Origin of the sequence: Cyanobium sp. NIES-981 (assembly GCF_900088535.1) — a bacterium.
Taxonomy (GTDB): domain Bacteria; phylum Cyanobacteriota; class Cyanobacteriia; order PCC-6307; family Cyanobiaceae; genus NIES-981.
Genome location: NZ_LT578417.1, coordinates 1,979,637 through 2,005,612 on the forward strand (window position 1 = coordinate 1,979,637; position 25,976 = coordinate 2,005,612).

The 25,976-nt window shown below is 73.1% G+C and carries 23 protein-coding genes; 12 read left to right on the plus strand and 11 right to left on the minus strand.

What is annotated here, in order from left to right; all coding sequences use genetic code 11:
- Positions 1 to 32: 32 nt before the first annotated feature.
- The 3 genes from grrP to mnmE all read right to left on the minus strand — a co-directional run bounded on the left by grrP (position 33) and on the right by mnmE (position 3,537).
- Entirely contained in the window at positions 33 to 977 is a 945-nt protein-coding gene (gene grrP, locus CBM981_RS10105) for an extracellular substrate binding-like orphan protein GrrP (RefSeq protein WP_225867340.1), read from the minus strand.
- 134 nt (positions 978 to 1,111) lie between these two features.
- On the minus strand, positions 1,112 to 1,975 hold the full coding sequence (nadC, locus tag CBM981_RS10110) for a carboxylating nicotinate-nucleotide diphosphorylase (protein WP_087068300.1): 864 nt from the start codon (positions 1,973 to 1,975) through the stop codon (positions 1,112 to 1,114).
- Between the two features lie 83 nt (positions 1,976 to 2,058).
- A complete protein-coding gene (gene mnmE / locus CBM981_RS10115) occupies positions 2,059 to 3,537 on the minus strand; it encodes a tRNA uridine-5-carboxymethylaminomethyl(34) synthesis GTPase MnmE (RefSeq protein WP_225867341.1) in 1,479 nt (492 codons plus the stop codon).
- Between mnmE and CBM981_RS10120 the strand changes: the two genes are divergently transcribed.
- Positions 3,536 to 4,021, plus strand: a complete 486-nt coding sequence (locus CBM981_RS10120) for a DUF2062 domain-containing protein (RefSeq protein ID WP_225867342.1) — start codon at positions 3,536 to 3,538, stop codon at positions 4,019 to 4,021. The genes mnmE and CBM981_RS10120 overlap by 2 nt on opposite strands.
- Before the next feature lie 3 nt (positions 4,022 to 4,024).
- Here the strand turns inward: CBM981_RS10120 and CBM981_RS10125 are convergent, their stop codons facing one another.
- Positions 4,025 to 4,213 (minus strand): hypothetical protein, encoded by a 189-nt coding sequence (locus CBM981_RS10125; RefSeq protein ID WP_087068301.1) that lies wholly within the window; start codon positions 4,211 to 4,213, stop codon positions 4,025 to 4,027.
- Positions 4,214 to 4,375: 162 nt separating this feature from the next.
- Positions 4,376 to 6,784, minus strand: coding sequence for a bifunctional (p)ppGpp synthetase/guanosine-3',5'-bis(diphosphate) 3'-pyrophosphohydrolase (locus CBM981_RS10130; protein ID WP_157665404.1), 2,409 nt, complete (start codon positions 6,782 to 6,784; stop codon positions 4,376 to 4,378).
- Positions 6,785 to 6,868: 84 nt separating this feature from the next.
- On the opposite strand from CBM981_RS10130, the gene CBM981_RS10135 reads away from it, so the two are divergent.
- Together CBM981_RS10135 and CBM981_RS10140 are read left to right on the plus strand one after the other, a co-directional pair.
- Positions 6,869 to 8,464, plus strand: a complete 1,596-nt coding sequence (locus CBM981_RS10135) for an ABC transporter ATP-binding protein (protein WP_087068302.1) — start codon at positions 6,869 to 6,871, stop codon at positions 8,462 to 8,464.
- A gap of 273 nt (positions 8,465 to 8,737) precedes the next feature.
- Positions 8,738 to 9,490 carry a heparin lyase I family protein gene (locus tag CBM981_RS10140; RefSeq protein WP_157665405.1) on the plus strand — a complete coding sequence of 251 codons (753 nt, stop codon included), beginning with the start codon at positions 8,738 to 8,740 and terminating at the stop codon, positions 9,488 to 9,490.
- On the opposite strand, the gene CBM981_RS10145 is transcribed toward CBM981_RS10140, so the two are convergent.
- The 3 genes from CBM981_RS10145 to CBM981_RS10155 are packed head-to-tail and all read right to left on the minus strand — an operon-like array spanning position 9,487 to position 11,833.
- Complete coding sequence (locus CBM981_RS10145) at positions 9,487 to 10,449, minus strand: RluA family pseudouridine synthase (protein WP_087068304.1); 963 nt, start codon at positions 10,447 to 10,449, stop codon at positions 9,487 to 9,489. The two genes, CBM981_RS10140 and CBM981_RS10145, sit on opposite strands and share 4 nt — an antisense overlap.
- Positions 10,449 to 11,462 (minus strand): ribosome biogenesis GTPase YlqF, encoded by a 1,014-nt coding sequence (gene ylqF, locus CBM981_RS10150; protein ID WP_225867343.1) that lies wholly within the window; start codon positions 11,460 to 11,462, stop codon positions 10,449 to 10,451. Before ylqF ends, CBM981_RS10145 begins: the two co-directional genes overlap by 1 nt.
- Entirely contained in the window at positions 11,462 to 11,833 is a 372-nt protein-coding gene (locus CBM981_RS10155; protein ID WP_087068305.1) for a universal stress protein, read from the minus strand. Before CBM981_RS10155 ends, ylqF begins: the two co-directional genes overlap by 1 nt.
- A gap of 168 nt (positions 11,834 to 12,001) precedes the next feature.
- On the opposite strand from CBM981_RS10155, the gene pgk reads away from it, so the two are divergent.
- Together pgk and CBM981_RS10165 are read left to right on the plus strand one after the other, a co-directional pair.
- On the plus strand, positions 12,002 to 13,207 hold the full coding sequence (gene pgk, locus CBM981_RS10160) for a phosphoglycerate kinase (protein WP_087068306.1): 1,206 nt from the start codon (positions 12,002 to 12,004) through the stop codon (positions 13,205 to 13,207).
- On the plus strand, positions 13,197 to 14,135 hold the full coding sequence (locus CBM981_RS10165; RefSeq protein WP_087068307.1) for an NAD(P)-dependent oxidoreductase: 939 nt from the start codon (positions 13,197 to 13,199) through the stop codon (positions 14,133 to 14,135). Before pgk ends, CBM981_RS10165 begins: the two co-directional genes overlap by 11 nt.
- On the opposite strand, the gene CBM981_RS10170 is transcribed toward CBM981_RS10165, so the two are convergent.
- The gene (locus tag CBM981_RS10170; RefSeq protein WP_225867344.1) at positions 14,125 to 14,943 is read right to left on the minus strand and encodes a hypothetical protein; all 819 of its coding nucleotides are present in this window, start codon (positions 14,941 to 14,943) and stop codon (positions 14,125 to 14,127) included. The genes CBM981_RS10165 and CBM981_RS10170 overlap by 11 nt on opposite strands.
- 79 nt (positions 14,944 to 15,022) lie before the next feature.
- On the opposite strand from CBM981_RS10170, the gene CBM981_RS10175 reads away from it, so the two are divergent.
- A complete protein-coding gene (locus tag CBM981_RS10175; RefSeq protein ID WP_087068308.1) occupies positions 15,023 to 16,138 on the plus strand; it encodes a glycosyltransferase in 1,116 nt (371 codons plus the stop codon).
- Here the strand turns inward: CBM981_RS10175 and CBM981_RS10180 are convergent.
- Together CBM981_RS10180 and CBM981_RS10185 are read right to left on the minus strand one after the other, a co-directional pair.
- Positions 16,080 to 17,021 carry a phosphotransferase family protein gene (locus CBM981_RS10180; protein WP_087068309.1) on the minus strand — a complete coding sequence of 314 codons (942 nt, stop codon included), beginning with the start codon at positions 17,019 to 17,021 and terminating at the stop codon, positions 16,080 to 16,082. The genes CBM981_RS10175 and CBM981_RS10180 overlap by 59 nt on opposite strands.
- A complete protein-coding gene (locus CBM981_RS10185) occupies positions 17,014 to 18,114 on the minus strand; it encodes an aminotransferase class I/II-fold pyridoxal phosphate-dependent enzyme (protein WP_087068310.1) in 1,101 nt (366 codons plus the stop codon). Before CBM981_RS10185 ends, CBM981_RS10180 begins: the two co-directional genes overlap by 8 nt.
- A gap of 65 nt (positions 18,115 to 18,179) precedes the next feature.
- On the opposite strand from CBM981_RS10185, the gene CBM981_RS10190 reads away from it, so the two are divergent.
- Genes CBM981_RS10190 through CBM981_RS10215 form a run of 6 tightly spaced genes read left to right on the plus strand, consistent with a single transcriptional unit; the run spans position 18,180 to position 25,948 of the window.
- Positions 18,180 to 19,118: a MoxR family ATPase gene (locus CBM981_RS10190; protein WP_087068311.1), complete on the plus strand. Its 939-nt coding sequence runs from the start codon at positions 18,180 to 18,182 to the stop codon at positions 19,116 to 19,118.
- The gene (locus CBM981_RS10195) at positions 19,105 to 20,040 is read left to right on the plus strand and encodes a hypothetical protein (RefSeq protein ID WP_087068312.1); all 936 of its coding nucleotides are present in this window, start codon (positions 19,105 to 19,107) and stop codon (positions 20,038 to 20,040) included. The genes CBM981_RS10190 and CBM981_RS10195 overlap by 14 nt, the downstream gene beginning before the upstream one ends.
- Entirely contained in the window at positions 20,015 to 21,859 is a 1,845-nt protein-coding gene (locus tag CBM981_RS10200) for a transglutaminase domain-containing protein (RefSeq protein WP_087068313.1), read from the plus strand. The genes CBM981_RS10195 and CBM981_RS10200 overlap by 26 nt, the downstream gene beginning before the upstream one ends.
- A complete protein-coding gene (locus tag CBM981_RS10205) occupies positions 21,856 to 22,683 on the plus strand; it encodes a pentapeptide repeat-containing protein (protein ID WP_087068314.1) in 828 nt (275 codons plus the stop codon). The genes CBM981_RS10200 and CBM981_RS10205 overlap by 4 nt, the downstream gene beginning before the upstream one ends.
- A 29-nt stretch (positions 22,684 to 22,712) precedes the next feature.
- Positions 22,713 to 24,902 (plus strand): selenide, water dikinase SelD, encoded by a 2,190-nt coding sequence (selD, locus tag CBM981_RS10210; protein WP_087068315.1) that lies wholly within the window; start codon positions 22,713 to 22,715, stop codon positions 24,900 to 24,902.
- Positions 24,899 to 25,948 (plus strand): SIS domain-containing protein, encoded by a 1,050-nt coding sequence (locus CBM981_RS10215; protein WP_172820872.1) that lies wholly within the window; start codon positions 24,899 to 24,901, stop codon positions 25,946 to 25,948. The genes selD and CBM981_RS10215 overlap by 4 nt, the downstream gene beginning before the upstream one ends.
- Positions 25,949 to 25,976: the final 28 nt, after the last annotated feature.

Consider the following 25,976-nt stretch of genomic DNA (forward strand, 5'->3'; position numbering starts at 1 on the left):
GGGGGTGATGGGGAACGGCGGCGCCGGAGAACTCAGATCGCTGGCCTGGCGGCAGGGGCCCTGCGGCCAGCAGGCGGCAGCGGACGGATCGCCTCCCGGGCCATCAGCAGGGCCTGGAACTGGTCACGGATCAGCTCCTGGGAGAGGTCGGCCGCGCTGCCCGGACCGATCCAGCGGTCCACCGCCGCCACGTCCTCCGGCCGGCCATCCACGTAGCCCTGCAGCAACCGGGCGATCGCGAGATCCACCAGGTTGCGGAAGGCCGAATCGTTCTCCGGCAGCAGGCAGGCGATCGCATAGCTCTCGTAGGGCACCTCCGGCACCAGGCGAAGGTCGCCGAGCCCGCGGCGGCTGGCCAGGGCGGCCAGAAGGTTGGAGTCGCCGATCACCCCCTCCACACGACCGGCCTGCAGCGCGTCGAGGCCATCACGGAGCGTGTTCACGGGCACGGGAACGGCCCGGGGCTGAAAGCCCTGCAGTTCGCTTGCCGCCAGGGAGCCCCGCACCACGGCGAGGCGGTGGCCGGCCAGCCCTGCGGGATCGCCGTCGAAACGTCCCGCCGGCGTGAGCAGGCGCAGGCCCGACACGCCGATCGGCAGGGAGAAATCCGCCGTCATGTCCGCTTCCCAGCTGAAGGGGAAGCCGCAGGCCAGGTCGGCCGTGCCGGCCACCACCCGGCCGCCGGTGGTGGCGAGATCGGGCTCCTCCTCGAAGCGAAGCTTCACGGGGCGGCCCACCGCCTCGGCCAGGGCGGCGGCGATGCGCTCGGCCACCAGCACCGCATAGCCCTGCGGCGGACCCTCTCCCTCACGGCTGAGCAGCGGCGGGATGGTGGCCGGCCCCACCAGCACCAGCTCCCCGGTGCCGGCCACCCGCTCCACCACGCCAGCGGCCCAGGCCGGACTGCCGGCCGCAGCTGTGAACAGCAGGCCCAGGCCCAGCAGGCTCCCGCAGGCCCCGCGGAGGCGATCACGCAACGGTCCGGGGGACAAGGGCAACACGGCAGGCGGCGGATGCTGGGCGAACTCTGGCAACGCCGGCCGCTGCGCACCACTGCGAACCGCGCCGGCGGAGGGGATTCTTCATCGGCTGGCGCCGTCCCGCAGCGGGCTCAGACCCAGCCCGGATCGAAGCGCATGCTCAGGTCCAGCCAGGGACTGCGGGTGACCGGGGCACTGCTGGAGATCAGATCGATGCCCGTGGCGGCATAGGCCCGCAGCTGCTGCGGCTGCACCCCCGAGGCCTCCAGCACCACGGCCTGGCCGCGCTGGAACGCCAGCTGCCGCAGGGCCGGCACCACCGCCGCCAGGGCCTCCGGCACGAAGCCATCCAGCAGCACCGCATCGGCGCCGGCCTGCACGGCCGCCTCCGCCTCGGCGGCGGTTTCGGCCTCCACGATCACCCTGGCCGGCCAGGGCGCCTCGGCACGCACCGCCGCCACCGCCGCCGCCACGCCGCCGGCCCAGGCCAGGTGGTTCTCCTTGAGCATGGCGGCGTCGTCGAGGCCGAGGCGGTGGTTCAGCCCACCGCCGCAGCGCACGGCGTACTTCTCCAGCGTGCGCAGCCCGGGCGTGGTCTTGCGGGTGTCCGCCAGCCGCACGCCCGTGCCCTCCAGCTCCGCCACCAGAGCCGCCGTGGCCGTGGCAATGCCGCTGAGGCGCATGGCAAGGTTGAGGGCGGTGCGCTCCCCCGCCACCAGGGCCGCCGCCGGACCCTCGAGGTCCAGCAGCCGCTGGTCCGGCTGCACCGCCTCGCCATCGGCCACCAGCAGCCGCACCTGCACGGCGGGATCCAGCAGGCGGAACAGGGGCTCCACCAGCCCGCCGCCGCAGAACACCCCGGCCTGGCGGGTGAGCCAGTGGGCGCGCCCCTGGGCTCCGGCCAGGGCCGGCAGGGTGAGGTCGCCGCGGCCCAGATCCTCCGCCAGCCAGGCACGCAGCATCGGCTCCAGCTGCAGGGGAAACAACGACGGCATGGCGGGGCGGGGCCGGGATCAGAGCACGATCGCAGCAGCAGGCCGCCCGTGCCCGGCCACAACCCTCACGGGCCGATCCGCCCTCACTTGCCGATGCAGAAGCGGGCGAACACCCGATCCAGCACCGCCTCGCTCACCTCCTCGCCGGTGATCTCCCCGAGGCAGCGCACCGCGGCGCGCAGGTCGATGGTCCAGAAGTCCCAGGGCAACTGCTGGGCGGCGGCCTCGAGGCTGCCGCCCAGGGCGGCGGCGGCCCGGGCGGCCAGGTCGCGCTGGCGGGCATTGAGGGCCACCTGCACCCCCTGCACGTCGGCGGCGCCGCAACGCCGCAGCAGCGCCTGCACCAAGGCGTCGCTGCCGGCGCCGGTGAGGGCGCTGATCGCCACATCGGGCCGTGGGACAGCGGGACCATCAGGGCCCGCAGCCACGTCCGCAGCCACGTCAGCAGCGTCCAGGTTCTCCACCAGGTCCGCCTTGTTGCCCACCAGCAGCAGCGGCACCCCCTCGGGCACCAGGGCACGCAGTTCGGCGTCGGCGGCGGTCCAGCCGGCCACCAGATCGAACACCAGCACCACGGCGTCGGCCGCGGCCAGGGCCTCGCGGCTGCGGGCGATGCCGAGCTGCTCCACCGCGTCGTCGGTGGGGCGGATGCCGGCGGTGTCGAGCAGGGTGAGCGGCACCCCCTCGAGCACCAGCTCGCTCTCGAGCAGATCGCGGGTAGTGCCGGGCAGGTCGGTCACGATCGCCCGCTCGCGGCGGCTGAGCCGGTTGAGCAGGCTGCTCTTGCCCACGTTGGGGCGGCCCACGATCGCCACCCGCAACCCCTCGCGCAGCAAGGCCCCCTGACGCGCCTCGGCCACCAGCTGCTCCAGCTCCTGGCGCACCGCCGTGAGGGCCGCCACCACCCCAGCGCCATCCAGGGGGGGGAGATCCTCCTCGAAGTCCACCCGGGCCTCCAGTTCGGCGAGCTGATCCAGCAGCTGGCCGCGCAGGGCGGCGATGCGGCGATGCAGACCGCCATCCAGTCCGGCCATGGCCAGCTGGGCGGCGCGGCGGCTGCGAGCCGTCACCAGCTCGCTGATCGCCTCGGCCCGGGTGAGGTCGAGCCGGCCGTTGAGAAAGGCCCGCTGGCTGAACTCCCCCGGCAGGGCCCGCCGGGCTCCCGCCGCCAGCACCAGCTCCAGCACCCGCTGCACCGCCACCAGGCCGCCGTGGCCGTGCAGTTCCACCACGGTTTCCCGGGTGAAGCTGCGGGGGGCCCGCATCAGCAGCAGCAGGGCCTCATCCACCGGCTCTCCGGTGGCCGGGTCCACCACGTGGCCGTAGAGCACGCGGTGGCTCTCCCACACCTGCTGGCCCGGGGCCCGGAACAGGCGGGCGCCGATGGCCTCGGCCTGGGGCCCGGAAATTCTTACGATCGCCACACTCCCCTGACCCGGCGCAATCGCCGTGGCCACGGCGGCGATCGTGTCAGACCCATCCGCGTCCGACGCGATCGTGGCCCGGGAGGCCTGCCCCGCTTCGCCCTTCCCCAGCTCCCGCTCGCCTCTCACCCACCCCATGGCGCTGCATCCGTTCCAGTCTCGACTGCAGGCTCCCGTGGTGCGGCCCCTCCGGCGGGCCATCCAGTGGCTCTGGCATCAGGAAGGGAATCCCGGCCAGCGGGCCCGCGGCCTGGCGGCCGGGGTGTTCTGCGGCTGTTTTCCCTTTTTCGGGCTCCAGACCCTGCTCGGCGTGGCCCTGGCCAGCGTGGTGCGGGGCAATCACCTGCTGGCGGCGGCCGGCACCTGGATCAGCAACCCCTTCACCTATCTGCCCCTCTACTGGTTCAACTTCAAACTGGGCTCGATGCTGCTGGGCCCTGGCATGGGCTGGCCGGGGCTCGACACCCTCCGCAGCGAGGCGGTGTGGCAGCTGGGCTGGTCCTTCACCAGCCGGATCCTGCTGGGATCCCTGCTGGTGGGGCTGGCCACCGGACCGGTCCTCGGCTGGCTCTACTGGCGCTGGCTGCTGCACGGCCATGGCGCCCAGCCCGAGCAGGAGTGAGCCTCAGGAATTGGCGAGCCCGGGGAACACCATCAGGTCGATATGGCCACCGGTGGGATGGCGCCACTCCCGGAACTCGGCGGCCAGGGCGCTGTGCTCCTGGCTGAGGCACTGGGCCTGCAGGTCCTGCAGGCGCTGGTGCACCAGATCAAGGGTGTTGTCGATCAGCTGGGCGGCCTGTTCGGAGGTCATGGCATGGGGCGCGATGGAGCATCTACAGCAAGGGGCTCCGTTCCTTGGGAGAGAAGCCCTGGGTGGTGGCGTTGTAGTCAGCTCATCCCTGGCGAGCTGTAGCGGCCGACACCCGCTCCAGGCCGCTGTGCGCGGATGCACACCGCCGCCCACTGCCGGGGCTCAGCCGATGCCGGTGCGGCAGATGTCGAGCACATCCGCCATCGAGCGGATCTGGTTGATGGTGCTGGTGAGCTGGGCGGCGCTGGTGAGTTCCACCCGCAGGTCGATCCGGGCCGGTTTGCCGGGGGTGGTGCGCACGCGGGCGTCGCTCACGTTGATGCGGTGGTCGGAGAGGCGCATCAGGATGTCCTTGAGCACCCCCACCCGATCGAGCACCTCGATCCGCAGCTGCACGGGGTAGCGGCGTTTCTCCGGTGCGCTGGGGGCCCCATTCCAGCGCACCGGCAGGCGGCGTTCGGCCGGCACCTGCTCCACATTGGCGCAGTCCTGCCGGTGAATCGTGATGCCGTGGTTGCCGAGGGCCACCGCGGCCAGGATCGGCTCACCCGGCAGGGGGCTGCAGCAGCCTCCAAGGCGGTAATCCAGCCCCTCGAGGCCTAGGATGGCACTGGCGGCGCCGTGGCCGGTGGGGAGCGGCGGGGCGCTGGCCTGTTCCCCCTGGGCCGACACGTTGCGGGCCAGCTCCTCGTTGCTGAGCACGGGGGTGGCGGCGCTGTTGGCCAGCCGCAGTTCCTCGCGGAGGCGGTTCAGCACCTGGTGCAGCGTCACCCCGCCGAACCCCAGCGAGGCCAGCAGATCGTCGGTGCCGACCAGGTTGCAGCGGCGGGCCACCTTGGCCATCGCCTCACCGTTGAGCAGGGCGTCGAAGCCGTCGCGGCCCAGCTCGCGTTCCAGCATCTCGGTGCCGCGCTGGATGTTGGCCTCGCGGTGGCTCTTCTTGTACCAGGAACGGATCCGGTTGCGGGCCGTGGGGGTGGCCACGAAGTTGAGCCAGTCGAGGCTCGGATGGGCAGTCTTGGCGGTGATGATCTGCACGAAGTCGCCGTTCTGCAGCGGCGTGGCCAGGGGACAGAGGCGGTCGTTGATGCGCACGCCCTGGCAGTGGTTCCCCACCTCCGAGTGGATGCGGTAGGCGAAATCCACCGCCGTGGAGCCCTTGCGCAGCCCCACCACATCGCCGTTGGGGGTGAACACGAACACCTCCTCATCGAAGAGGTCCTCCTTGATCGAGGCGAGGTAGTCGTTGCTGTCCTGGGAGCCGCCGTCCTTCTGCCAGTCCACCAGCTGGCGCAGCCAGTTGAAGCGCTCGGCATCGTTGCCCACCGCCGCCGGCGAACCCCCCTCCTTGTATTTCCAGTGGGCGGCGATGCCGTATTCCGCCACCTGGTGCATCTCCGGCGTGCGGATCTGCACCTCGATCGGCCGGTGCCGGCCGATCACCGCCGTGTGCAGCGACTGGTAGCCGTTGGGCTTGGGCAGGCCGATGTAGTCCTTGAAGCGGCCCGGAATCGGCCGGAAGGTGTCGTGCACCACCGCCAGCGAGCGGTAGCAGCCATCGAGGCTGGGGCAGAGGATGCGCAGGGCCGCCACGTCGTAGATCTCGTGGAAGGCCTTCTGCTGGCGCTGCATCTTGCTCCAGATGCCGTAGAGGTGCTTCGGCCGGCCGCTCACCTCACAGGCCCCCAGGCCCACCGCCGCCAGGCGCTCCCGCAGCAGCTGCACGGTGACCCCCAGCCGCTCCTCCCGCTCACTGCGCTTGGTGGCCACCTGCTGCTGCACGTCGCGGTAGGCCTCCGGCTCGAGGATCTTGAAGGCCAGATCCTCCAGTTCCCACTTCAGCCGGCCGATGCCGAGCCGGTTGGCCAGGGGGGCGTAGATCTCGCGGGTCTCGCGGGCGATGCGCAGCTGCTTCTCGGGCTTGAGCGCCGCCAGGGTGCGCATGTTGTGCAGCCGGTCGGCCAGCTTCACCAGCACCACCCGGATGTCGCTGGCCATGGCCAGGAACATCCGCCGCAGGTTCTCCGCCTGGGCTTCGGTCTTGTTGGTGAAGTGGATGCCGCCGAGCTTGGTCACGCCCTCCACCAGCGCCCGCACCTCGGCGCCGAAGTGCTGCTCCAGCTCCTCCGGGGTCACCTCGGTGTCCTCCACCACGTCGTGGAGGAAACCGGCCGCGATCACGCTGGCGCTGGCCCCGATGTCGCGCAGCAGATCGGCCACCGCCACCGGATGCACGATGTAGGGCTCGCCGCTGGCGCGGTACTGGCCCTCGTGCAGCTGGTAGGCAAAGTCAAACGCCGAGGCCAGCAGGGCCTCGGCGTCGGTGGGGCAGCTCTCGCCAGCGCCGGGGGGAACATGCTCGATGCAGCGCTGCAACCATTCGGGCAGCGGCACGCCGTAGTCGGCGGGGCTGTGAATCGGCCGCCGGGTGGGGGACGGCGGCTCCGGGGCCACCGCGGCGGCCGCCTCAGCCGGCTGCTCGGGGGTGCTGGGCACGGGCCTCCCTGCCGCGGCACCCTGGAGCACCGGGTCCAGCAGCGATGGGTTCGGATCGGAGACCGCGCGGAGCATGCATCCCTGCGGAGTCACCCAATCGTATGCAGGCACGGCAACCAAGGGGCCGTTGTCGGCGCCTGCGGACCCAAGCTGGCCGTCATGACTGATCCCGTGCTGCGCCTCACGGACCTGGTGGTCCGCTACCCCCAGGCCGAGGGCCCCACCCTCGACGGGCTCAACCTGGAGCTCAGGGCGGGGGAAACGCTGGCGCTGGTGGGCCCTTCGGGCTGTGGCAAGAGCACCGTGGCCCGGGCGGCGCTGCAGCTGCTGCCGGCGGGGAGCGTCTGCGCCGGGGGCCTGCTGCTGGGGGGCTCCGATCCCCGCCTCCTGAGCCGCCCGGCCCTGCGACGCCTGCGCGGCGAGGCGGTGGGTCTGGTGTTCCAGGACCCGATGACCCGCCTCAATCCCCTGCTGACGGTGGGCGCCCACCTCACCGACACCCTGCAGGCCCACCGCCCGCGCTGGCGTCGGCCCCAGCTGCGGGCGCGGGCCCTGGATCTGCTGGCGCGGGTGGGGATCACGGCGGAGCGCTTCGGCAGCTACCCCCATGAGTTCAGCGGCGGCATGCGGCAGCGGCTGGCCATCGCCCTGGCCATGGCACTGCGGCCACCGCTGGTGATCGCCGACGAACCCACCACCAGTCTGGACGTGGCGGTGGCGGGCCAGGTGATGGCCGAGCTCAGTGACCTCTGCCGGGAGGTGGGCAGCGCCCTGCTGCTGATCAGCCACGACCTGGCCATGGCCGGCCGCTGGTGCGATCAGATCGCCGTGCTGGATCAGGGCCGGCTGATCGAGCAGGCACCGGCCCGCCAGCTGCTGCTCACGCCGCGCTCACCGCTGGCCCAGCGGCTGGTGGCCCGCGCCAGGGAGCGGGAAGCCAGCGGCGGGCCGCCGCCGCAGCAGCAGGAGCCCCTGCTCGAGATCGACGCCCTGCGCTGCTGGCACCCGCTGCCGTCCCCCCCCTGGCGGCCACGCTTCCTCAAGGCCGTGGACGGCGTGAGCCTGCAGGTGCACCGCGGCGAGACGGTGGGGATCGTGGGGGCCTCGGGCTGCGGCAAGAGCACCCTCTGCCGGGCCCTGATGGGGCTGACGCCCGTGCGGGGCGGTGCCGTGCGGCTGAACGGCGTTGACCTGCAGCAGCTGCGCGGAGCAAGCCTGCGCCAGGCGCGACGGGGCCTCCAGATGGTGTTCCAGGACCCGCTGGCCTGCCTGAACCCCCAGATGCGCGTGGGCGACGCCGTGGCCGATCCGCTGCGGATCCATGGCCTGGCCAGCCGGGCGGAGGCGCGCCAGCGGGCCCGCGCCCTGCTCGACGCCGTGGGGCTCACGCCCCCGGAGGCGTTTGAGCAACGCCTGCCCCGGCAGCTCTCGGGCGGCCAGCAGCAGCGGGTGGCGATCGCCCGGGCGCTGATCCTCGAGCCGCAGCTGCTGCTCTGCGATGAGAGCGTGAGCATGCTGGACGCGGAGGTGCAGGCCGATGTGCTGGCCCTGCTGCGCCGGCTGCAGGAGCGGCTGGGGCTGGGGATGCTGTTCGTGACCCACGACCTGGCCGTGGCCGGCGGCTTCTGCCACCGGGTGCTCGTGCTGGAGGGTGGCCAGGTGGTGGAGGAGGGCCCGGGCCGGGAACTGCTGCGCCATCCCCAGGCAGCGATCACCCGCGCCCTGGTGGAGGCGTGTCCCCGACTGCCGGAGTGAGTCCAACCAGCCCGAATCCGGCCCGCCGGGGCCTCGCAGCAACCGTGCAGCTGGGGGGCCCAGAGGCAGAGGCCCAGCGGGAAAGGCCACGGCGGTGGAAGTGACCATCCCCGGGTTGCCCCATGGCCTGGCCCTGATACAAAAGCGCTTCGGGCCTTCTCCTCAGGAGCAGGCCCGGGCATTCAGCGGCCGATCCAACCTCAGAGCGGGACCATGGGGCTCAGACAGAGCAAGCGCAGAATCGGCACATGGCGGGCCACCCGTCGCATCCGCGTGCCCAAGGCGGCCACCATCCGGGTCACGGGCGAGGGGAGCATTCTCGATTACAACCCCACCTTCACAAGGGTGGGCGGTGGGCCCAGCGCCCGGCTCGGCAGTGGTGGCAACTACGTGGAGGAGGGTTCCGGCGATCTGCTCGGCAAATACCAGGGGGCCTTCATTCCACTGCGCATCGGTGAGGAGCCCGGCAACCGGTTTCTGAGCTTCTCGGTGGCCGGCAGCGGGCCCGGGGCCAAGGACCGGGCCGAACTCACCCAGAAGGGCTACTACAAAGCCGGAAAGGTGCTGCAGGCCAATTTCAGGCTCCGCATCCCGGAGGGCAGCGCCATCTCCAACAATTCCTTCTACCTGATGCAGTTGTGGCAACTGGGAGGAAAGAATCCCTTTGCCGGCATCCGCATGCGCCGGAACGAATCCCACAAGGTTGATTTCATCACAAAGAATGTGAGTGGCAATGGCCGAAGACTCAACAGGCTGGCGAACTTCGAGCTCACTCCAGGCCAGTGGCACAGCTTCGCGATGCGCTTCACCTTCAGGCCAGGCGGGGATAGCCGCATGACGGTGGTCGCCGACGGCCGGCAGCTGGCCAGCTGGTCCGGCAAGGCAGGCACCGCCCCTGTTCAGCCCATTCCCAACCGCGGCCCCACGCCCTACTACCGCTTCAAGTTCGGCATCTACAAGCGCAACGAACCGGCGGCGGGCGCCTTCAGCGCCCACTTCGATGACATGGTGGTGGGGCACCTCTAGGCGCCGACCTTCGCCACCCTGGTGCGCAGCCGCTGCAGAAGGGCTTCCAACACCGCCGGCAGGGGCGCCTCCAGCACCAGGCGCTCGCCCGTGATCGGATGATCCAGCCCGAGCCGCATCGCATGCAGGGCTTGGCCAGGCAGGGCCAGGGGCAGACGCCGGCACCGGGAGTACACCGGATCCCCCACGATCGGATGGCCCATGTGGGCGCTGTGCACCCGGATCTGGTGGGTGCGGCCCGTGTCGAGTTTGTAGCGCAGCAGGGCGAAGTCGCCGAGGCGCTCCTGCACCTGCCAGTGGGTGCAGGCATGGCGGCCGCTGGCATCACTCACCACGGCGTACTTCTTGCGATCGGCCGGATGCCGGCCGATCGCGCCGATCACCGTGCCGTGATCGGCACCGGGCTGGCCGTGCACCACCCCGAGATAGTCGCGGGAAGCGATGCGCTTCTGGATCTGCACCTGCAGCTTCACCAGCGCCTCCTGGCTCTTGGCCACCACGATGCAGCCGGTGGTGTCCTTGTCGAGGCGATGCACGATGCCGGGGCGCAGCTCACCGCCGATGCCCGGCAGATCGGGACAGTGGTGCAACAGACCATTGACCAGCGTGCCGTCCTTGTTGCCGGGCGCCGGATGCACGGTGAGCCCCGCCGGCTTGTTGAGCACGATCAGGTGGGCGTCCTCGAAGAGCACATCGAGGGGCATCGCCTGGGGCACCAGATAGGGCAGGGGTTCCGGCGGCGGCATCCACAGCTCCACCTGATCGCCCTGGCGCAGGGGCGTCTTGGCTCGGCCGGTGACGCCATTCACCCGCACGTAGCCGGCATCGATGAACTTCTGGATCCGGGCCCGGCTCTGCTCCGGCCGCTGGGCCACCAGCCAGCGGTCCAGCCGCATCGGCAGCGGCTTCGGGTAGGTGAGCCGCAGCAACTCGCCCTCGCCCTCGCCGAATCCCGCCATCACCCGACCCCGGGCACAGGCCGTGGCGTGGCAGGCCGTGGTGGCGTGGCAGGCCGTGGTGGCGTGGCAGGCAGTGGCGAGGCAGGCAGCTGGGGCAGCTCCAGCGCCAGCACCCCGAGCCGTGAACAGCGGAAATCATCCAGCAGCTTGGTGGCCATCCGCAGGGTGTCGCCGCTGGTGTGGCGCTCCGAGGCGGCCTGCAGCCAACCCTCCCCGTCCGGTGCGCCGTCCGCAAGCCGCCCCAGCGCCAGCCCGTAGCGGCGCTCGAGCAGATCGCCCGGCACCCCAGCAGCCGGAACGGCCTGCAACAGCAGCAGCAGCTGCAGGAACGCCACGGCGGCGGCTTCGTTGTCGTAGGCGGCCTGGCCGATGTCATCGCAGAGGGCCAGCCGCAGGGCGGCCTGCTGGTCGTCGAGCCGGGGCGGCAGCACCCCGGGAGCATCGAGCAGGTCGAGGTCCTGCCCCAGCCGCACCCAGCGCAGGCTGCGGGTCACGCCGGCCCGACGGGCGCTGTCCACCACCTTCTGGCGCACCAGCCGGTTGATCAGGGCCGACTTGCCCACGTTGGGAAAGCCCAGCATCAGCGCCCGCACCGGCCGGGGCCGCATGCCGCGGCCGGTGCGGCGCTGGTTGAGGGCGGCGCCCGCCCGGATCGCCGCCTGCTGCAGCTGCTTCACCCCGGTGCCGGCCTTGGCGTCGCACCACCACACCACCTGGCCCTGCTGCTTGAACCAGGTGCTCCAGGCCTCCCGCGCCTCCCGGGGGATCATGTCCACCCGGTTGAGGGCCAGCAGGTGGGGCTTGCTGCCGATCCAGCGCTGCAGGCGGGGATGGCCCGTGGCCAGGGGGATGCGGGCATCGCGCACCTCGATCACCAGATCCACCTTGGCGAGGGCGGCACTGAGCGCCTTCTCCGCCTTGGCGATGTGGCCCGGATACCACTGAATGGCTGGGGCGTTGACGCTGAGCTGGATCGTCTGGGCGGAGGCGGCACCGGTGGTGGATGGCGGCATCAGGGCACCACCAGCACCGGGCACGGCGCCAGCTGAATCACCCGGGCCGCGGTGCTCTGCTGATCGCTCTCGAGGGCGATGCCACGGGTGCCCATCACGATCACATCGGCGTTGATCTCGTCGGCCACATCGCCGATCACGAAGGCGGGCTTGCCCTCCCGCTCGATCACCTGGCAGCTCACCCCGGCCTGCTCGAAGCTGCCCCTGGCCTCCTCCAGCAGCTGGGCCACGGCAGCCGGGTCGTCCTCCGCTTCCACCACCGAGAGCAGCACCAGCCGGCTGCCGTGCTGCTGCACCAGCCGCAGCGCCACGGCAGCGGTGTCGAGGGCCTGGCGGCTGCGATCGATCGGGAAGAGAACGGTGTCGAACATGGGTCGGGGTCCCCTGTAAGGGCAGTCTGAATCGCGGTGATGCCACTGGCCAGAACTCCCGGGGGCGGGCCCATGGCAGAGATCCGCTCCGGGGGCGGGCCCGGGAGGTGGTAGAGAACGCGGGGAGCTAAGCTCCCGCCCGTTTATCCACCACCACGAGCGCACTCCATGGCGAAGCGATCCCTGGCCAGCCTTTCCGCCGACGAACTGCGCGGCAAGCGCGTGCTGGTGCGGGTCGACTTCAACGTACCGCTCGATGAGGCCGGCGCCATCACCGACGACACCCGCATCCGTGCCGCCCTGCCCACCATCAACGATCTGGTGGGCAAGGGGGCCCGCGTGATCCTGGCGGCCCACTTCGGCCGGCCGAAGGGCCAGGTGAACGAGGGCATGCGCCTCACCCCGGTGGCCGCGCGCCTGGGTGAGCTGCTCGGCAAGAGCGTGGTGAAGACCGAGAGCTGCATCGGCCCCGACGCCGAGGCCAAGGTGGGCGCGATGGCCGACGGCGATGTGGTGCTGCTCGAGAACGTGCGCTTCTTCGCCGAGGAGGAGAAGAACGACCCCGCCTTCGCCGCCAAGCTCGCCGCCCTGGCCGACGTGTATGTGAACGACGCCTTCGGCGCCGCCCACCGCGCCCACGCCTCCACCGAGGGCGTGACCAAGGCCCTCAGCCCCAGCGTGGCCGGCTACCTGATGGAGAAGGAACTGCAGTATCTGCAGGGCGCCGTGGACGAACCCAAGCGGCCCCTGGCGGCGATCGTGGGCGGCTCCAAGGTGAGTTCCAAGATCGGTGTGCTCGAAGCCCTGATCGACAAGTGCGACAAGGTGCTGATCGGCGGGGGCATGATCTTCACCTTCTACAAGGCCCGGGGCCTGGCCGTGGGCAAGAGCCTGGTGGAGGAAGACAAGCTCGACCTGGCCCGGGAACTGGAGGCCAAGGCCAAGGCCAAGGGCGTGGAACTGCTGCTGCCCACCGATGTGGTGCTGGCCGACAACTTCGCCCCCGACGCCAAGACCCTGACCACGTCGGTGAATGTGATCCCCGACGGCTGGATGGGCCTCGACATCGGCCCCGATTCGGTCAAGGCCTTCCAGGCGGCCCTGGCCGACTGCAAGACCGTGATCTGGAACGGCCCCATGGGCGTGTTCGAGTTCGACAAGTTCGCCGCCGGCACCAACGGCATCGCCCACACCCTTGCCGACCTGAGCGCCAAGGGCTGCTGCACGATCATCGGCGGCGGTGACTCCGTGGCCGCTGTGGAGAAGGTGGGCGTGGCCGACAAGATGAGCCACATCTCCACCGGCGGCGGCGCCAGCCTCGAGCTGCTCGAGGGCAAGGTGCTGCCCGGCGTGGCCGCGCTGGATGAGGCCTGAATCCAGGCCCCCCAGGGGCGCTGATCCCCCCAGCGGCCCCCTGCCCCGCACGGCCTTTCTCGGCCTCGGGGCTCTGGGGGCCCCGATGGCGGCCAACCTGCTGCAGGCCGGCTTTCCCCTCAGCCTCTACAACCGCTCCCCGGGCCGGGACGCCGCCGTGGCGGCCCTGGCCGGAAGCGATCCCGGCGGCGGGTCCGAGCCCCTGGAGGCGACCTCCGACCCGGCGGCCGCCGTGGCCGGGGCCGAGGTGGTCTGCCTCTGCCTCAGCGACGACCGCGCCGTACGCGCGGTGGTGGAGGCCGGCGTGATCGACGCCATGCCCAGGGGCGGTCTGGTGGTGGACTTCTCCACGATCGCCCCGGCCACCAGCCGGCACCTCGCCGCAACCCTGCACGCCCGGGGGCTCGACTACATCGATGCCCCGGTGACCGGCGGCACGGAAGGCGCCCGCCGCGGCACCCTCTCGGTGCTGGTGGGGGGAGAGGCCGCCGCCGTGGCCAGGGCGCGCCGTCACCTGGAGGTGGTGGGCAGCCGGATCACCCACCTGGGGCCCGTGGGGGCGGGCCAGGAAGCCAAGGCCGTGAACCAGGTGCTGGTGGCCGGCAGTTACGCCGCCGTGGCGGAGGCGATGGCCCTGGGCAGCCGGCTGGGCCTGCCGATGGAGCAGGTGGTGGAGGCCCTCAAGGCGGGTGCGGCCGGATCCTGGGCGCTGGAGCACCGCGCCCAGCAGATGCTGGAGAACCGCTACCCGCTCGGCTTCCGGCTGGCGCTGCACCGCAAGGATCTGGCCATCGCGCTGCAGACCGCCGGGGCCGTGCAGCTGACCCTGCCGATCACCAGCCAGGTGGCGGCCCTGGAGGACAGCCTCATCGCCGCGGGCCATGGCGATGAGGACGTGTCGGCGCTGGCGCGCTGGTTCAGAGCCTGAGCTGGCCCTTGTCCGCCACCACGCGCACCCGCTTGGTGGCGCTCACGATGCCCTCGGGATGCACCAGCAGCACCGCCCAGGTCTGCTCGCCAGGGCTGAAGGGGGCCTGGACGGTCTTGAACAGGCCGCCACCGCCGAGGGCTCCCAGCTGCAGCTCCGGGTTGTCCAGGGCGGCCACCTGATCGCCGCTGAGGGCCACGATGCCGCCGGCGGCGATGGCCCCATCCAGCGGATTGTCGAAGATCACGTCCACGTCGTAGCGCTGGCCGGTGAGCACGGCATCGGGGATGAGCAGGCTCACGGGCAGCTCGGTTTCGCCGCTGCGCAGCACCGACTGCTCACGGATCACGGTCTGACCGGTGATGCGGCGGCCATCACTCTCGAGGGCGAGCTGCTGTTCGGCCTTCAGCCGGTAGGTGGTGGGCCCGTCCTGACGTGTGCCGGTCACCTGCAGCTTCACGGTGCTGCGGCCGTCGCGCAGGGTTTCGCCCGCGGACAGCTGCCAGCGCGCGTCAGGAAACTGACGCAGCAGGGTGGTGCGCCGCCGCATCACCAGGGCCGGATCCAGACCGGGGCCCTGGCTGAGGATCGACGCCAGGTCGCCCTTGCCGTTCAGGGCCGCCTCCAGGCTCTGCAGCTGGCCGCGGCTGGGCTCGGCGGCCTGCACCGCCAGGACACCGGCACCGCTGATCGACAGCGCCGGCAGCAGGGCTGCCGCGGAGAGCAGGGACGCCAGCAGCAGGCGCCGCCCAGCGCCCGCGGCAGGGCGCTGGAGCCTGGGCCGCGGCCGGGTACTGGGCCGGGTCAACGGCCGGGAACGGGGCCTGGACAAGAGCATGCCGGAGCTGGAGTGGCTTTTAAGTTAGGCACCGATTCCGGGATCGGCCATGCCCAGGCTCCTGATCGCCGCCAGTGGCACAGGTGGGCACCTGTTCCCGGCGCTGGCCGTGGCCGAGGCCCTGCCCTCCAGCTGGGACGTGTGCTGGCTCGGCGTGCCGGACCGGCTGGAGCGGGAGCTGGTGCCGCGCCGCTATCCCCTCCACACGGTGCGGGCGGGGGGATTGCAGGGCAGGGGCCTGCGCAGGTTGCTCAACCTGCTGCACCTGGTGCTGGCCATCGGCAGCGTGCGGCGGCTGATCCGGCGCGAGCGGATCGATGTGGTGTTCAGCAGCGGCGGCTACATCGCCGCCCCGGCGATCCTGGCGGCCCGCTGGTGTGGGGTGCCCGTGGTGCTGCACGACAGCAACGCCATCCCCGGCCGGGTCACCCGCCTGCTGGGTCGCTTCTGCACCCGGCTGGCGGTGGGGCTGCCCCAGGCCCTCAAGCGGCTGCCGCGGCACTCCACCCTGGTGACCGGCACACCGGTGCGTCCGGAGTTCCTCACCACCGCCGCTCCTCCCGACTGGCTGCCGCCAGGGGACGGCCCCCTGCTGCTGGTGATGGGGGGAAGCCAGGGGGCCCTGGGTCTCAACCGCATGGTGCGGCCCCTGCTGGGCGAGCTGGGCGCCGCGGGGATCCGGGTGGTGCACCTCACGGGCCACAACGACCCTGAAGCCGGTGGCGTGCTGCCCGCCGGTGTGGTGGAGCGCCCCTTCAGCGACGAGATGCCGGCCCTGCTGCAGGCGGCAGCCCTGGCGATCAGCCGCTCCGGGGCGGGAGCCCTGAGTGAGCTGGCCGCCTGCGGCACCCCGGCCATCCTCGTTCCCTACCCCGCGGCGGCCGACCGGCACCAGGACGCCAATGCCCAGGCGGCCGCCAGCCTCGGGGCCGCCGTGATCGTGGAGCAGCACCCCCCCACCGCGCCCACGCTGGCCCGCTGCGTGTGGCGGCTGCTCGGGCCCCGCCTGCGCCAGGCCCCCCCCGAGGCGGATCCCCTGGTGGCCATGGGCGCGGGCATGGCCCGGCTGGCGGTGCCCGATGCGGATCGCCAGCTGGCGGCCCTGCTCATCCGGCTGGCGGAGGAGGCGATGGGGCAACATCCAGCGCGGCGCGGAGCCGGCTGAGCAGGCGGCGCAGCAGCCGCCCCTCCCGCCGCCGTGGCAGCGCCGGTTCCTGCAGCCTCACCTGCCGCCAGAGACCGGCGGAGTGCACCAGGGCGAACCAGAGACAGCCCAGCCGCAGGCTGAGCGGGTCGTCGCCGCTCAGGGTGGCGTAGTGATCGATGGCGTGCTGCCATACGGGCGGGCCGCCGCCGCCCAGCAGCGACTGGCGCAGCGCCCCGTGGAACTCGGCGCCGGCCAGGTTCCAGCCGGCCCGGCCCAGGTCGATCAGCTGCTGGCCGGCCGGGACGCCACCGGCCGGGAGCCTGATGTTGCTCCAGTGCAGGTCGTTGTGGGCGAGCACCGGACGCTGCGCAGCAAGGCGGAGCGCCAGCCGCTCCACCAGGTCGGTGACCGCCGGGGGGTCCAGGCCCTCGGCATCGCCGGCAGCATCGAGGCGGCGCCGCTGACGCTGCAGCAGGGCGGGCAGCGGCGGCGGCGGCCCGGGGATCACCGCGGCCATGGTGCCGTGGAAACGGAAGGCCAGATCCGCCAGCAGCCGGCCGGCCTGGCATGGATCCTCCGGGGCCGGCATGGCCTCGGGCACGTAGGCCTGAAACAGCCGCCAGCCCTGCGCTCCGTCGGGCAGCACCCCGTACACCCGCGGCAGCAGGCCGGCTTCCGGATGCCGCTGCTGCCAGCGCAGCAGCCGGCGGTACAGCCGCGCCTCCGCCCGATGGCGGCTGCGCTTCTCGATCACGAGCCGGGGTGTGCCCTCCCCGCCGGCCAGCAGGCGGTGCAGCACCACACCCTGGTTGTTGCGCCCGCCAGCCAGAACCCGGGCCTGCGGCGCTGGCGCCGGGGAAGAGGCCAGGGTCTCGAGCCAGGCCGGCAGCCGCTCAGCCATGGGGGGGCAGCTCCCGGGCGAGGGCCGCCAGCAGCCGGCGATGGCCGCGGCGGTGCTGCAGCCCGATCCGCAACCAGCACTCCCCCAGGCCCACGAACGAGCGGCAGTCGCGCACCAGGATGCCGTGACGCCGCTCCAGCGCTTGCCGCAGCGGCACCAGGCTGGCCTCGCTGCGCACCAGCAGGAAGTTGGCCGCCGAAGGCATGGGGGTGAGCTGGGGCCACTGTGCGAGCCGCCGCCGCAGCCAGGGCTCTTCCCGGGCCACCCAGGCCTGCACCCGCCCGATCCAGCGCCCGAAGCCGGCCTCGTCGGCCAGCAGCCGCTCGGCCGCCGCCAGGGCGAGCCCGTTCACCGGCCAGGGATCGCGCCAGGCCGCCCAGCGCCGCAACCGCTCGGCGTCCCCCAGGGCATAGCCGAGGCGCAGCCCCGCACAGGCCAGCAGCTTGGTGAGGCTGCGGATCACCACCAGGTTGGGGTGGCGGGCCAGCAGCGGCACCAGCGACTGGGCCTCGCCACCGGGCACCAGCGGCAGGAAGGCCTCATCGCACACCACCAGGGCGAAGCGCTCCAGCAGCGGCTCCAGCGAAGCCCGGCTCCAGAGCTGCCCCGTGGGGTTGTGGGGGTTGCAGAGCCAGAGCACCTCGGCGGGCAGCGTCGCCGGGAAGGGCTGGGGGAAGGCCGGGCCCCACTGCAGGGGCAGCGGGCCGAGCACATGGGCGGCCTGCCAGCAGGCCAGAGCCCGGGCGTAGTCGGCGAAGCCGGGCGCCGGCAGCAGGCTCACCCCCGCCGCCGCCGCATCCCGCGCCGCCCAGGTGAACAGCTCGGCGGCCCCGTTGCCCGGCAGCACCTGGCTGTGCTCGAGGCCGTGGCGCCGGGCCAGCACGCGCCGCAGGCGGGCCCAGCCCCGATCCGGATAGGCCCGCAACGCCGGGGAGAACACCGCCTCCAGCAGCGCACGCCGCAGGGCCCAGGGCGGCCCGAACGGCACCAGCGAAGCACTCGCATCGAGCAGGCGCTGCGGTGGGCAGCCCAGACGCTCGGCCGCCGCGGCGAGATTGCCCCCGTGACGCTCGCCCGATTCCACCCTCCGCATGGGCGAACCCTAGGTGTGGGATCAGCACCGACACCGCCAGAATCCAGAGGACCGGAGACGCACCGATGACGAGCCCGGCGGGGCAGCTGGAGGCTGATGGGGCCCTGGCCGGCCTGATCGCCGCGATCGGCAGGGTGCTGCTCGGCAAGGAGCACCAGATCCGCCTCGCGGTGGCGGGCCTGCTGGCCCGCGGCCACCTGTTGCTGGAGGATCTGCCGGGCACCGGCAAGACCACGCTGGCGGAGGCCCTGGCGCGGGGCTTCGGTCTGGGGTTCAAGCGGGTGAGCTTCACCAGCGACCTTCTGCCCGCCGACCTCACCGGCATCAATGTGCTCGATCCTGGCTCCGGCACCTTCCGCTTCCAGGGCGGGCCTCTCTTCACCCAGGTCCTGCTGGCCGACGAGATCAACCGGGCCAGCCCCCGCACCCAGAGCGCCCTGCTGGAGGCCATGGCCGCGGGGCGGGTGAGCATCGACGGCACCAGCCACGACCTGCCGCGCCCCTTCGTGGTGATCGCCACCCAGAACGGCCTGGACCAGATCGGCACCGCACCCCTGCCCGAGTCCCAGCTCGACCGCTTCCTGATGCGCCTCTCCCTCGGCTTCCCCGAGCGGGCCGCCGAGCGGGCCCTGCTGGCCGGCGAGGCCCTGGGGCTCGACACCTTTCTCGGCGCCCAGGGGCCGATGAACCTGCCCGGGCTCCACCTGCCTGCGCTGCAGCAGCGCTGCAGCCGGCAGCACTGTTCCCCCGCCCTGTTCGACTACGTGCTCGACCTGGTGGCCCTCAGCCGCCGGGGGGATCAACCCGGTGCCCCCCTCTCCCCCCGGGCCTCCCAGGGCCTGGTGGCGGCGGCACGGGCCTGGTCGCTGCTGGAGGGCCGCGCCTTCGTGACCCCCGCCGACGTGCAGGCCGTGTTTCCCTCCGTGGCGGAACACCGCCTCGAACCGAGCAGTGCCGGAGGCCTGAGCGAGCGGCTGCTGGAGCAGGTGAATGCGCTTCGGTAGGGCCCAGCGGGGCGAGCAGCTGCAGCTGGGGCTGGGGAACCTCTACATCCTCCCCACCCGTTTCGGCTGGCTGTGGCTGACCGGCACGGCTCTGCTGTACGCGGTGGGGATCCAGACCCTGCGCAACGGCCCCCTGCTGCTCAGCCACGTGATGCTGGCGCTGCTGCTGCTGGCGCTGCTGCTCACCCACTTCAACCTGCAGGGCCTGGAACTGCGTTGCGGCAGGCCGGCACCGGGCTTCGCCGGCCAGCGGCTGCGCTACCCCATCCACGCCCTCAGCACACTCCCGCGGGAAGGGATCACGCTGCAGCGGCTGAACGGCGCCCGCGGGGAGTCCTGCGGGGAGCCTGGGGCCGAGCCCCGGCGGATCCCGGCAGGCAGCGCCCGCCTGGAGCTGCTCTGGACGCCCCGGCAGCGGGGGAGCCACACCCCGGGCCGGCTGCTGCTCAGCAGCACGGCCCCGCTGGGGTTGTTCGTGTGCTGGACCCTCTGGGATCCGCCGGTGCCGCAGCTCATCTATCCCACGCGGCTGGCGGGGCCGGTGGCGTGGGCCGCCGGCAGCCCCGGGGAGGATCCCCGGGCCGCTGCGGCGGACAGCGGGGCCGAGGGCAGCGCCGCCTGGCACGACCTGCGCCCCCACCGGCCCGAGGACGGCCAGGCGCGGCTGGCCTGGAAGGCCCTGGCCCAGGGCCGCGGCCGCCTGAGCAAGGTGTTCCGCGATCCCGGCGGTGATCCCCACCTGCTCAGGCCGGCGCCGGAGGTGGACAAGGAGCGGGCGCTCCAGCACCTGAGCCACCGCGTCTGGCAGGGCAGCCAGCGGGGCGAGACCTACGGCCTGGTGCTGCCCCACGTGCGGATCCCCCCTGGGCAGGGCCGCCAGCAGCGCGACCGCTGTCTTGAGGCCCTGGCCCTGGCTCCATGAACCGCCTGCCCCCCGCCGGCTGCAGTGGTGGGCCCAGGCCAGCCTGGCCCTGGGCTGCATCGGGCTGGATCCCGGCTGGTTGCTGAGCTGGTTCACCCTCGCCCTGGTGCTGGCGGGGGCCCTCAAGCTCCTGGAGGCGCGCAGCCGGCCCAGCCGGCGCCTGGTGGCCCTGGTGCAGCTGATCGCCTGCGGCCTGCTGGCCGCCCAGCAGCCCGGCCTGCTGCCCAGCCTGCAGCAGTTGGTAACCACGGTGCTGGCCCTGGCCGGCCTGCTCAGCCTGGAGGCGGACCTGGAGCTGCCCTGGGGCCAGCTGCTGGGCCGCAGCCTGAGGGTGCTGGCGGCCAGCCTGCCCTTCGCCCTGGTGCTGTTCCTGCTGGTGCCGCGCCTGGGGCCCTTCGGCCAGGCGGACGGGCGGCAGGGCCCGCGCGCCAGCACGGGGCTGAGCGGCAGCCTGGATCCGGGCAGCATCGCCGAACTGGCCTCCGACGACGCCGCGGCGGCCCGGGTGGCATTCACGGACGACCGGCCGCCATCCGTCGGGGAGCGCTACTGGCGGGTGCTGGTGCATCCCAACTTTGACGGCCGCCGCTGGAACCACGAAGAGCAGAGCTTCGGCGAGCTGCCCGCCGGGCCGCGGGCCGCGCGGGCTGGGCAGCTGTGGCTGGTGGAGCCCAGCCGCTTCCAGGCCGTTCCCTGGGATGGCCGCAGCTTCCCCCTGAGTGGGCAGCTGCGCAGCGATGCCCGCGGCGAGCTGCTGGAGAACCGGCCCGCGGGCCAGACCCGGGCCTACCAGCTCGGCCCTGGGCGGGGCGAGCCCGCCTGGCCCAGCCAGCCGCCCAGCCTCGATGATCTGCTGCTGCCCGCGGCGGGACACCCCCGTCTGCGGGCCCTGGCCCGGGGCTGGGCCGCGCTGCCGGAGCCACGTCAGCGGCTGGAGGCGGCCCGGGCCTGGTTCCTGGCCGGCGGCTTCCGCTACGACACCCGGCCGGGCCAGCTGCCCGAGCGGGATGGGCTGGACGCGTTTCTCTTCGAAACCCGCACGGGGTTCTGCGGGCACTACGCCAGCGCCTTCTCGGCCCTGATGCGCGCCGCCGGGGTGCCGGCCCGGGTGGTGACGGGCTACCTGGGGGGCGAATGGGTGGTGCCGCTGGGGGGCACCCCGTTTCTGGAGGTGCGCCAGAGCGATGCCCATGCCTGGAGCGAGGTGTGGCTGCCGGGTGCAGGCTGGCAACGGGTGGACCCGAGCAGCTGGGCGGTGGGGAGCCCCGGCTCCGAGGCCACGGCGGCGGAAGCCCGGGCCCGGCAGAACCTGGCGCAATGGCTGCAGCGCCAGTGGTGGGGCATGGACGTGGCCTGGAGGCGCTGGTGGCTGGGCTTCGACCAGGCGGGCCAGGAGGCCCTGCTGCAACGGCTGTTCGCCGACCAGCGCGGCTGGCTCGGTGCGGTGGTGCTCGTCGCGCTGGCCGCGGCCCTGGCGCTGGGCCTGGCGCTGCTGCGGCGCAGTGCCGGGGCGACGGCAGGCCAGGACTGGCTGGGCCACGACCTGGAGACGGTGCTGCGGGTGCTGCGGCGCCACGGGATCACGCCATTGCCGGGCGAGAGCCTGAGCGACCTCTGCACGCGGGCCGCCGTCCAGCGGCCCGGACTGGCCGAGCCGCTGCGAAACCTGGCCGCCCAGCACAGCCTGCTGCGCTTCGCGGCCCTGCCGGCCGGGGGGAGGGGAGCCGGGCGGGCCCGGCAGCTGTGGAAGCTGGCCCTGCGGCAGCTGAAGCGCTCCTCCAGGGGCGCTATAAGGCAGCCAGGAAGGTCCACGCCATGACGCACCCCCGGTTGTGGAATCCCCGTGTGGTCCTTGCCGCCGCCGGCGTTGCCGTTCTGGGCACCAGCGCCGCCGGCCTGCCCGCCGCTGCCACCTCCTACGACGATCTGCTGCGGCTGATGGAGCAGCGGCAGTGCCCCCGCTGCGATCTCGCCGGCGCCGATCTGGTGCACGCGAAGCTGGAAGATGTGGACCTGCGCCAGGCCCGCCTGCAGCGGGCCAACCTGGGGCAGGCGCGGCTGGATGGCGCCCGGCTGAGCGGCGCCGACCTCAGCTTCACCACCCTGCAGGGCGCCTCCCTGCGCGGCGCCGATCTGCGCGGCGCCAGGCTGGAGGGCACCGACCTGCGCCAGGCCGATCTGGCCGGAGCCCTGCTCGATCCCGGTGCCCTGTCCCGGGCCCACTGGCAGGGGGCGCGGGGTGTCGACCATGGCCAGCTCAGCTTCGGGGAACTGCACAACGCCGGGGTGCTGGCCGCCCAGCAGGGGCGCTATCCCGAGGCGGAGGCCTACTTCAGTTCGGCCATCCGCCGCCAGCCCACCGCCGCGGTGAGCTGGGTGGCCCGGGGCCTCACCAGGAGCGAGCTGGGCCAGACCCAGCAGGCCGCCAGCGACTTCGACTACGCCGCAAGCCTCTATGCCGCCGGCGGCGAAGAGGCCCAGGCCGCCCAGCTGCGCCAGGCGGCCCAGCAGGTGAGTGCGGCCCCCAACGACCCCCAGGGCGGGGGCAGCGGCATCGGCTCAGCGGTGGTGGGTGGCGCCCTGGGGGCGCTGCAGTTCCTGCTGCCGCTGGCGGCCAAGGCCTTCATGCCCCTGCCCTTCTAGGCCGCTGCCTGCGGCCGCCTCCCCCTGCCATGCCGAACCCAGGCCCCGCCGGCCATCTTGTGCTCGCCGGTGGAGGCCATACCCATGCCCTGCTGCTGTACCGCTTGGCGATGGGCCGGGGCCGGCGCCCCCGCCCGGGCGAGGTGAGTCTGGTGAGCCGCCACAGCACGGCCCTCTACTCCGGCATGGTGCCGGGCCTGGTGGCCGGGCTCTACGGCGAGCACGAGGCCGCCATCGACCTGCGGCAGCTCTGCCTGCGCGCCGGTGTGGGATTCATCCGGGCGGAGATCGTGGGGCTCGATGCCGGGAAGCGCACGCTGCTGCTGGAGGGGAGGCCGTCCCTGCACTGGGACTGGCTGAGCCTGGATGTGGGATCGGTCACCGCCACCCCCGACCCTCCGGCCGGGGCGCCCCAGGCCCTGGCCGTGAAGCCCCTCGAACCCTTCCTGGCCTGGGCAGAGCAGCTCGACGGCGCCTCCCTGCGCGGGGCTCCCGTCCGGATCCGGGGGGGTGGCGCCGCGGCGGTGGAACTGGCCCTGGCCCTGCGCCGCCGCGCTGTGGCGGTGAGCCTTCTGCTGCGGGGCGAGCGGCTGCACCTGGGCTCGACCGCCGCCAACCGCGCCGGTGAATCCCTGCTCCAGGCCGCCGGGGTGGAGGTGCACCGCGGGGTGCGCGGCGACGAACGGGCCGATCTGGCCTGCACCGGCAGCCGCGCCCCCGCCTGGCTGGCGGCCGCCGGGTTGCCCGCTGATCCACGGGGCCGTGTTCTCACCGAGACGAGCCTGCAGGTGCGCGGGCATCCCCAGCTGTTCGCCTGCGGCGACTGCGGCGTGATCGCCGAGGCTCCCCGTCCCCCTTCCGGCGTCTGGGCGGTGCGGGCCGCGCCCACCCTCGCCGTCAACCTGGAGCGCTGCCTGGAGGCCGGTCCGGCGGGGGTGCCCCGCCGGCTGCTCCCCTGGCGGCCGCAGCGGTGGGCGCTGCAGCTGCTGGGCGATGCCGGCACGGGCAGCGGGGCTCCCGGCCCCCCACGGGCGATCGCCCTGTGGGGCCCGCTGGCTCTGGGACCCAGCCGGCTGCTGTGGCGCTGGAAAGACCACATCGACCGGCGCTTCATGCGGCGCTTCCAGCCCGGCGCCGCAATGGCCGCAGCCCAGCGGCCCGCTGCGGGAGGCGCTGGGGCAGGCGGCGGTGGGGCGGGCGGCCGCCCGATGGCCTGCCGGGGCTGCGCCGCCAAGCTGCCCGCCAGCCCCCTGCTTGCGGCGCTGAGCGCCAGCGGCCAGAGCGCCGGCGCCGAGGACGCCGCCCTGGTGGGTCCGATGGAGGGCGGCGTCCTGCTGCTGCAGAGCGTGGATGGCTTTCCCGCCCTGGTGGACGATCCCTGGCTCAATGCCCGCCTCACCGCCCTGCACGCCTGCAGCGACCTGTGGGCCAGCGGCGCCCGGCTGCACAGCGCCCTGGCGGTCGTCACCGTGCCCGAGGCGGCGGCGGCGCTGCAGCAGGACCTGCTGCACCAGACCCTGGCCGGGATCCGCTCGGTGCTGGACGCCCACGGCGCCCCGCTGCTCGGGGGCCACACGCTGGAAGGCCGGGATGGTGGTGGCCTGGTGGTGACCCTCAGCGTCAACGGGGTGGTGGCACCGCAGCAGCACTGGCCGAAGGGCCCGCTGCGGCCGGGGGACGCCCTGCTGCTCAGCCGGCCGCTGGGCACGGGGGTGCTGTTCGCCGCGGCCATGGCCGCGGCGGCGGAAGCCCGGTGGCTCGATCAGGCCCTCGCCCAGATGCAGCAGAGCCAGGCGCCGCTGGTGCCCCTGCTGCAGCGGCACGGCTGCACGGCCTGCACCGACGTGACGGGCTTCGGGCTGCTCGGCCACCTGGGCGAGATGGTCGCCGCGAGCTCCCCAGGGCTCGAGGTTGAACTCGATGCGGCCGCCATTCCCGCCCTGCCCGGAGCACTGCGGCTGCTGGCCGCTGGCCACGCCAGCAGCCTGGCCCCCGCCAATGCCGCGGCCCTGGCCCTGCTGGAAGGACCGATCCGGCTGGCGGGCACGGCGGCCAGCCCGCTTCCGGGTCTGTTGATCGACCCGCAGACCTGCGGCCCCCTGCTGGCTGCGGTGCCTGCCGCGGCCGCCCCCGCGGCCCTGTCCAGCCTGCACCGGGCCGGCTTCACCAGGGCCGCCCTGGTGGCACGGGTGCGGGCCGGGGAGGGGCTGGAAGAATGACGCCACTCCCGGTGCTGCCCTTGTCCGCCCTCACCCGCTGCCTGCAGGAGGAGGCCTCCGCCATCGCCGCGGCCGCCGAACGCCTCGATCCCCAGCAGGTGGAAGCCTCCCTGGAACTGCTGGAGAGCTGCCGGCAGCGGCGCGCCAAGCTGGTGGTGACCGGCGTGGGCAAGAGCGGCATCGTGGCGCGCAAGATCGCCGCCACCTTTTCCTCGATCGGCCTCACGGCGGTGTTTCTCAACCCCGTGGACGCCCTGCACGGCGACCTGGGCATCGTGGCTGCCGACGACGTGACGCTGCTGCTCTCCAACAGCGGCGAGACCGAGGAGCTGCTCGCCATCCTTCCCCACCTGAAGCGGCGCGGCACCAGCCGCATCGCCCTGGTGGGCCGGGTGGATTCGAGCCTGGCCCGCGGCTGCGACCTGGTGCTCGACGCCGCCGTGGACCGGGAGGTGTGTCCGCTCAACCTGGCCCCCACCGCCAGCACCGCGGTGGCGATGGCGATCGGGGATGCCCTGGCGGCGGTGTGGATGGAGCGGGCCGGCATCTCCCCCTTCGATTTCGCCATCAACCACCCCGCCGGTTCCCTCGGCCGCCGCCTCACCCTCACCGTGGGGGATCTGATGGTGCCCGCCGGCGAGATCGAACCGCTCCACCCCGAGGCCCGCCTGCCGGTGGTGATCGCCCACCTCACCCAGGGCAGCCCCGGCCGCGGCAGCCTCGGCGCCAGCTGGGTGCACGGCAGCGATCCCTCCCAGCTGGCCGGGCTGATCACCGACGGCGACCTGCGCCGCACCCTGCAGCGCCATGGGCCGGGCGACTGGGACCGGATCACCGCCGCCGAGATGGCCACCGCCGATCCGATCACCGTGACCCCCGATGTGCTCGCCGCCGAGGCGCTGGAGCTGATGGAGCGCAACCGCCGCCAGGCGATCTCGGTGATGCCGGTGGTGTCGCCGGACGACCCCCTGCGGCTGGAGGGGCTGCTGCGCCTGCATGATCTGGTGCAGGCCGGCTTCAGCGCCTCGGTGGCCTCCCCCAGCTGAGCCGATTCTCCCCAGCCCCCCTGACATC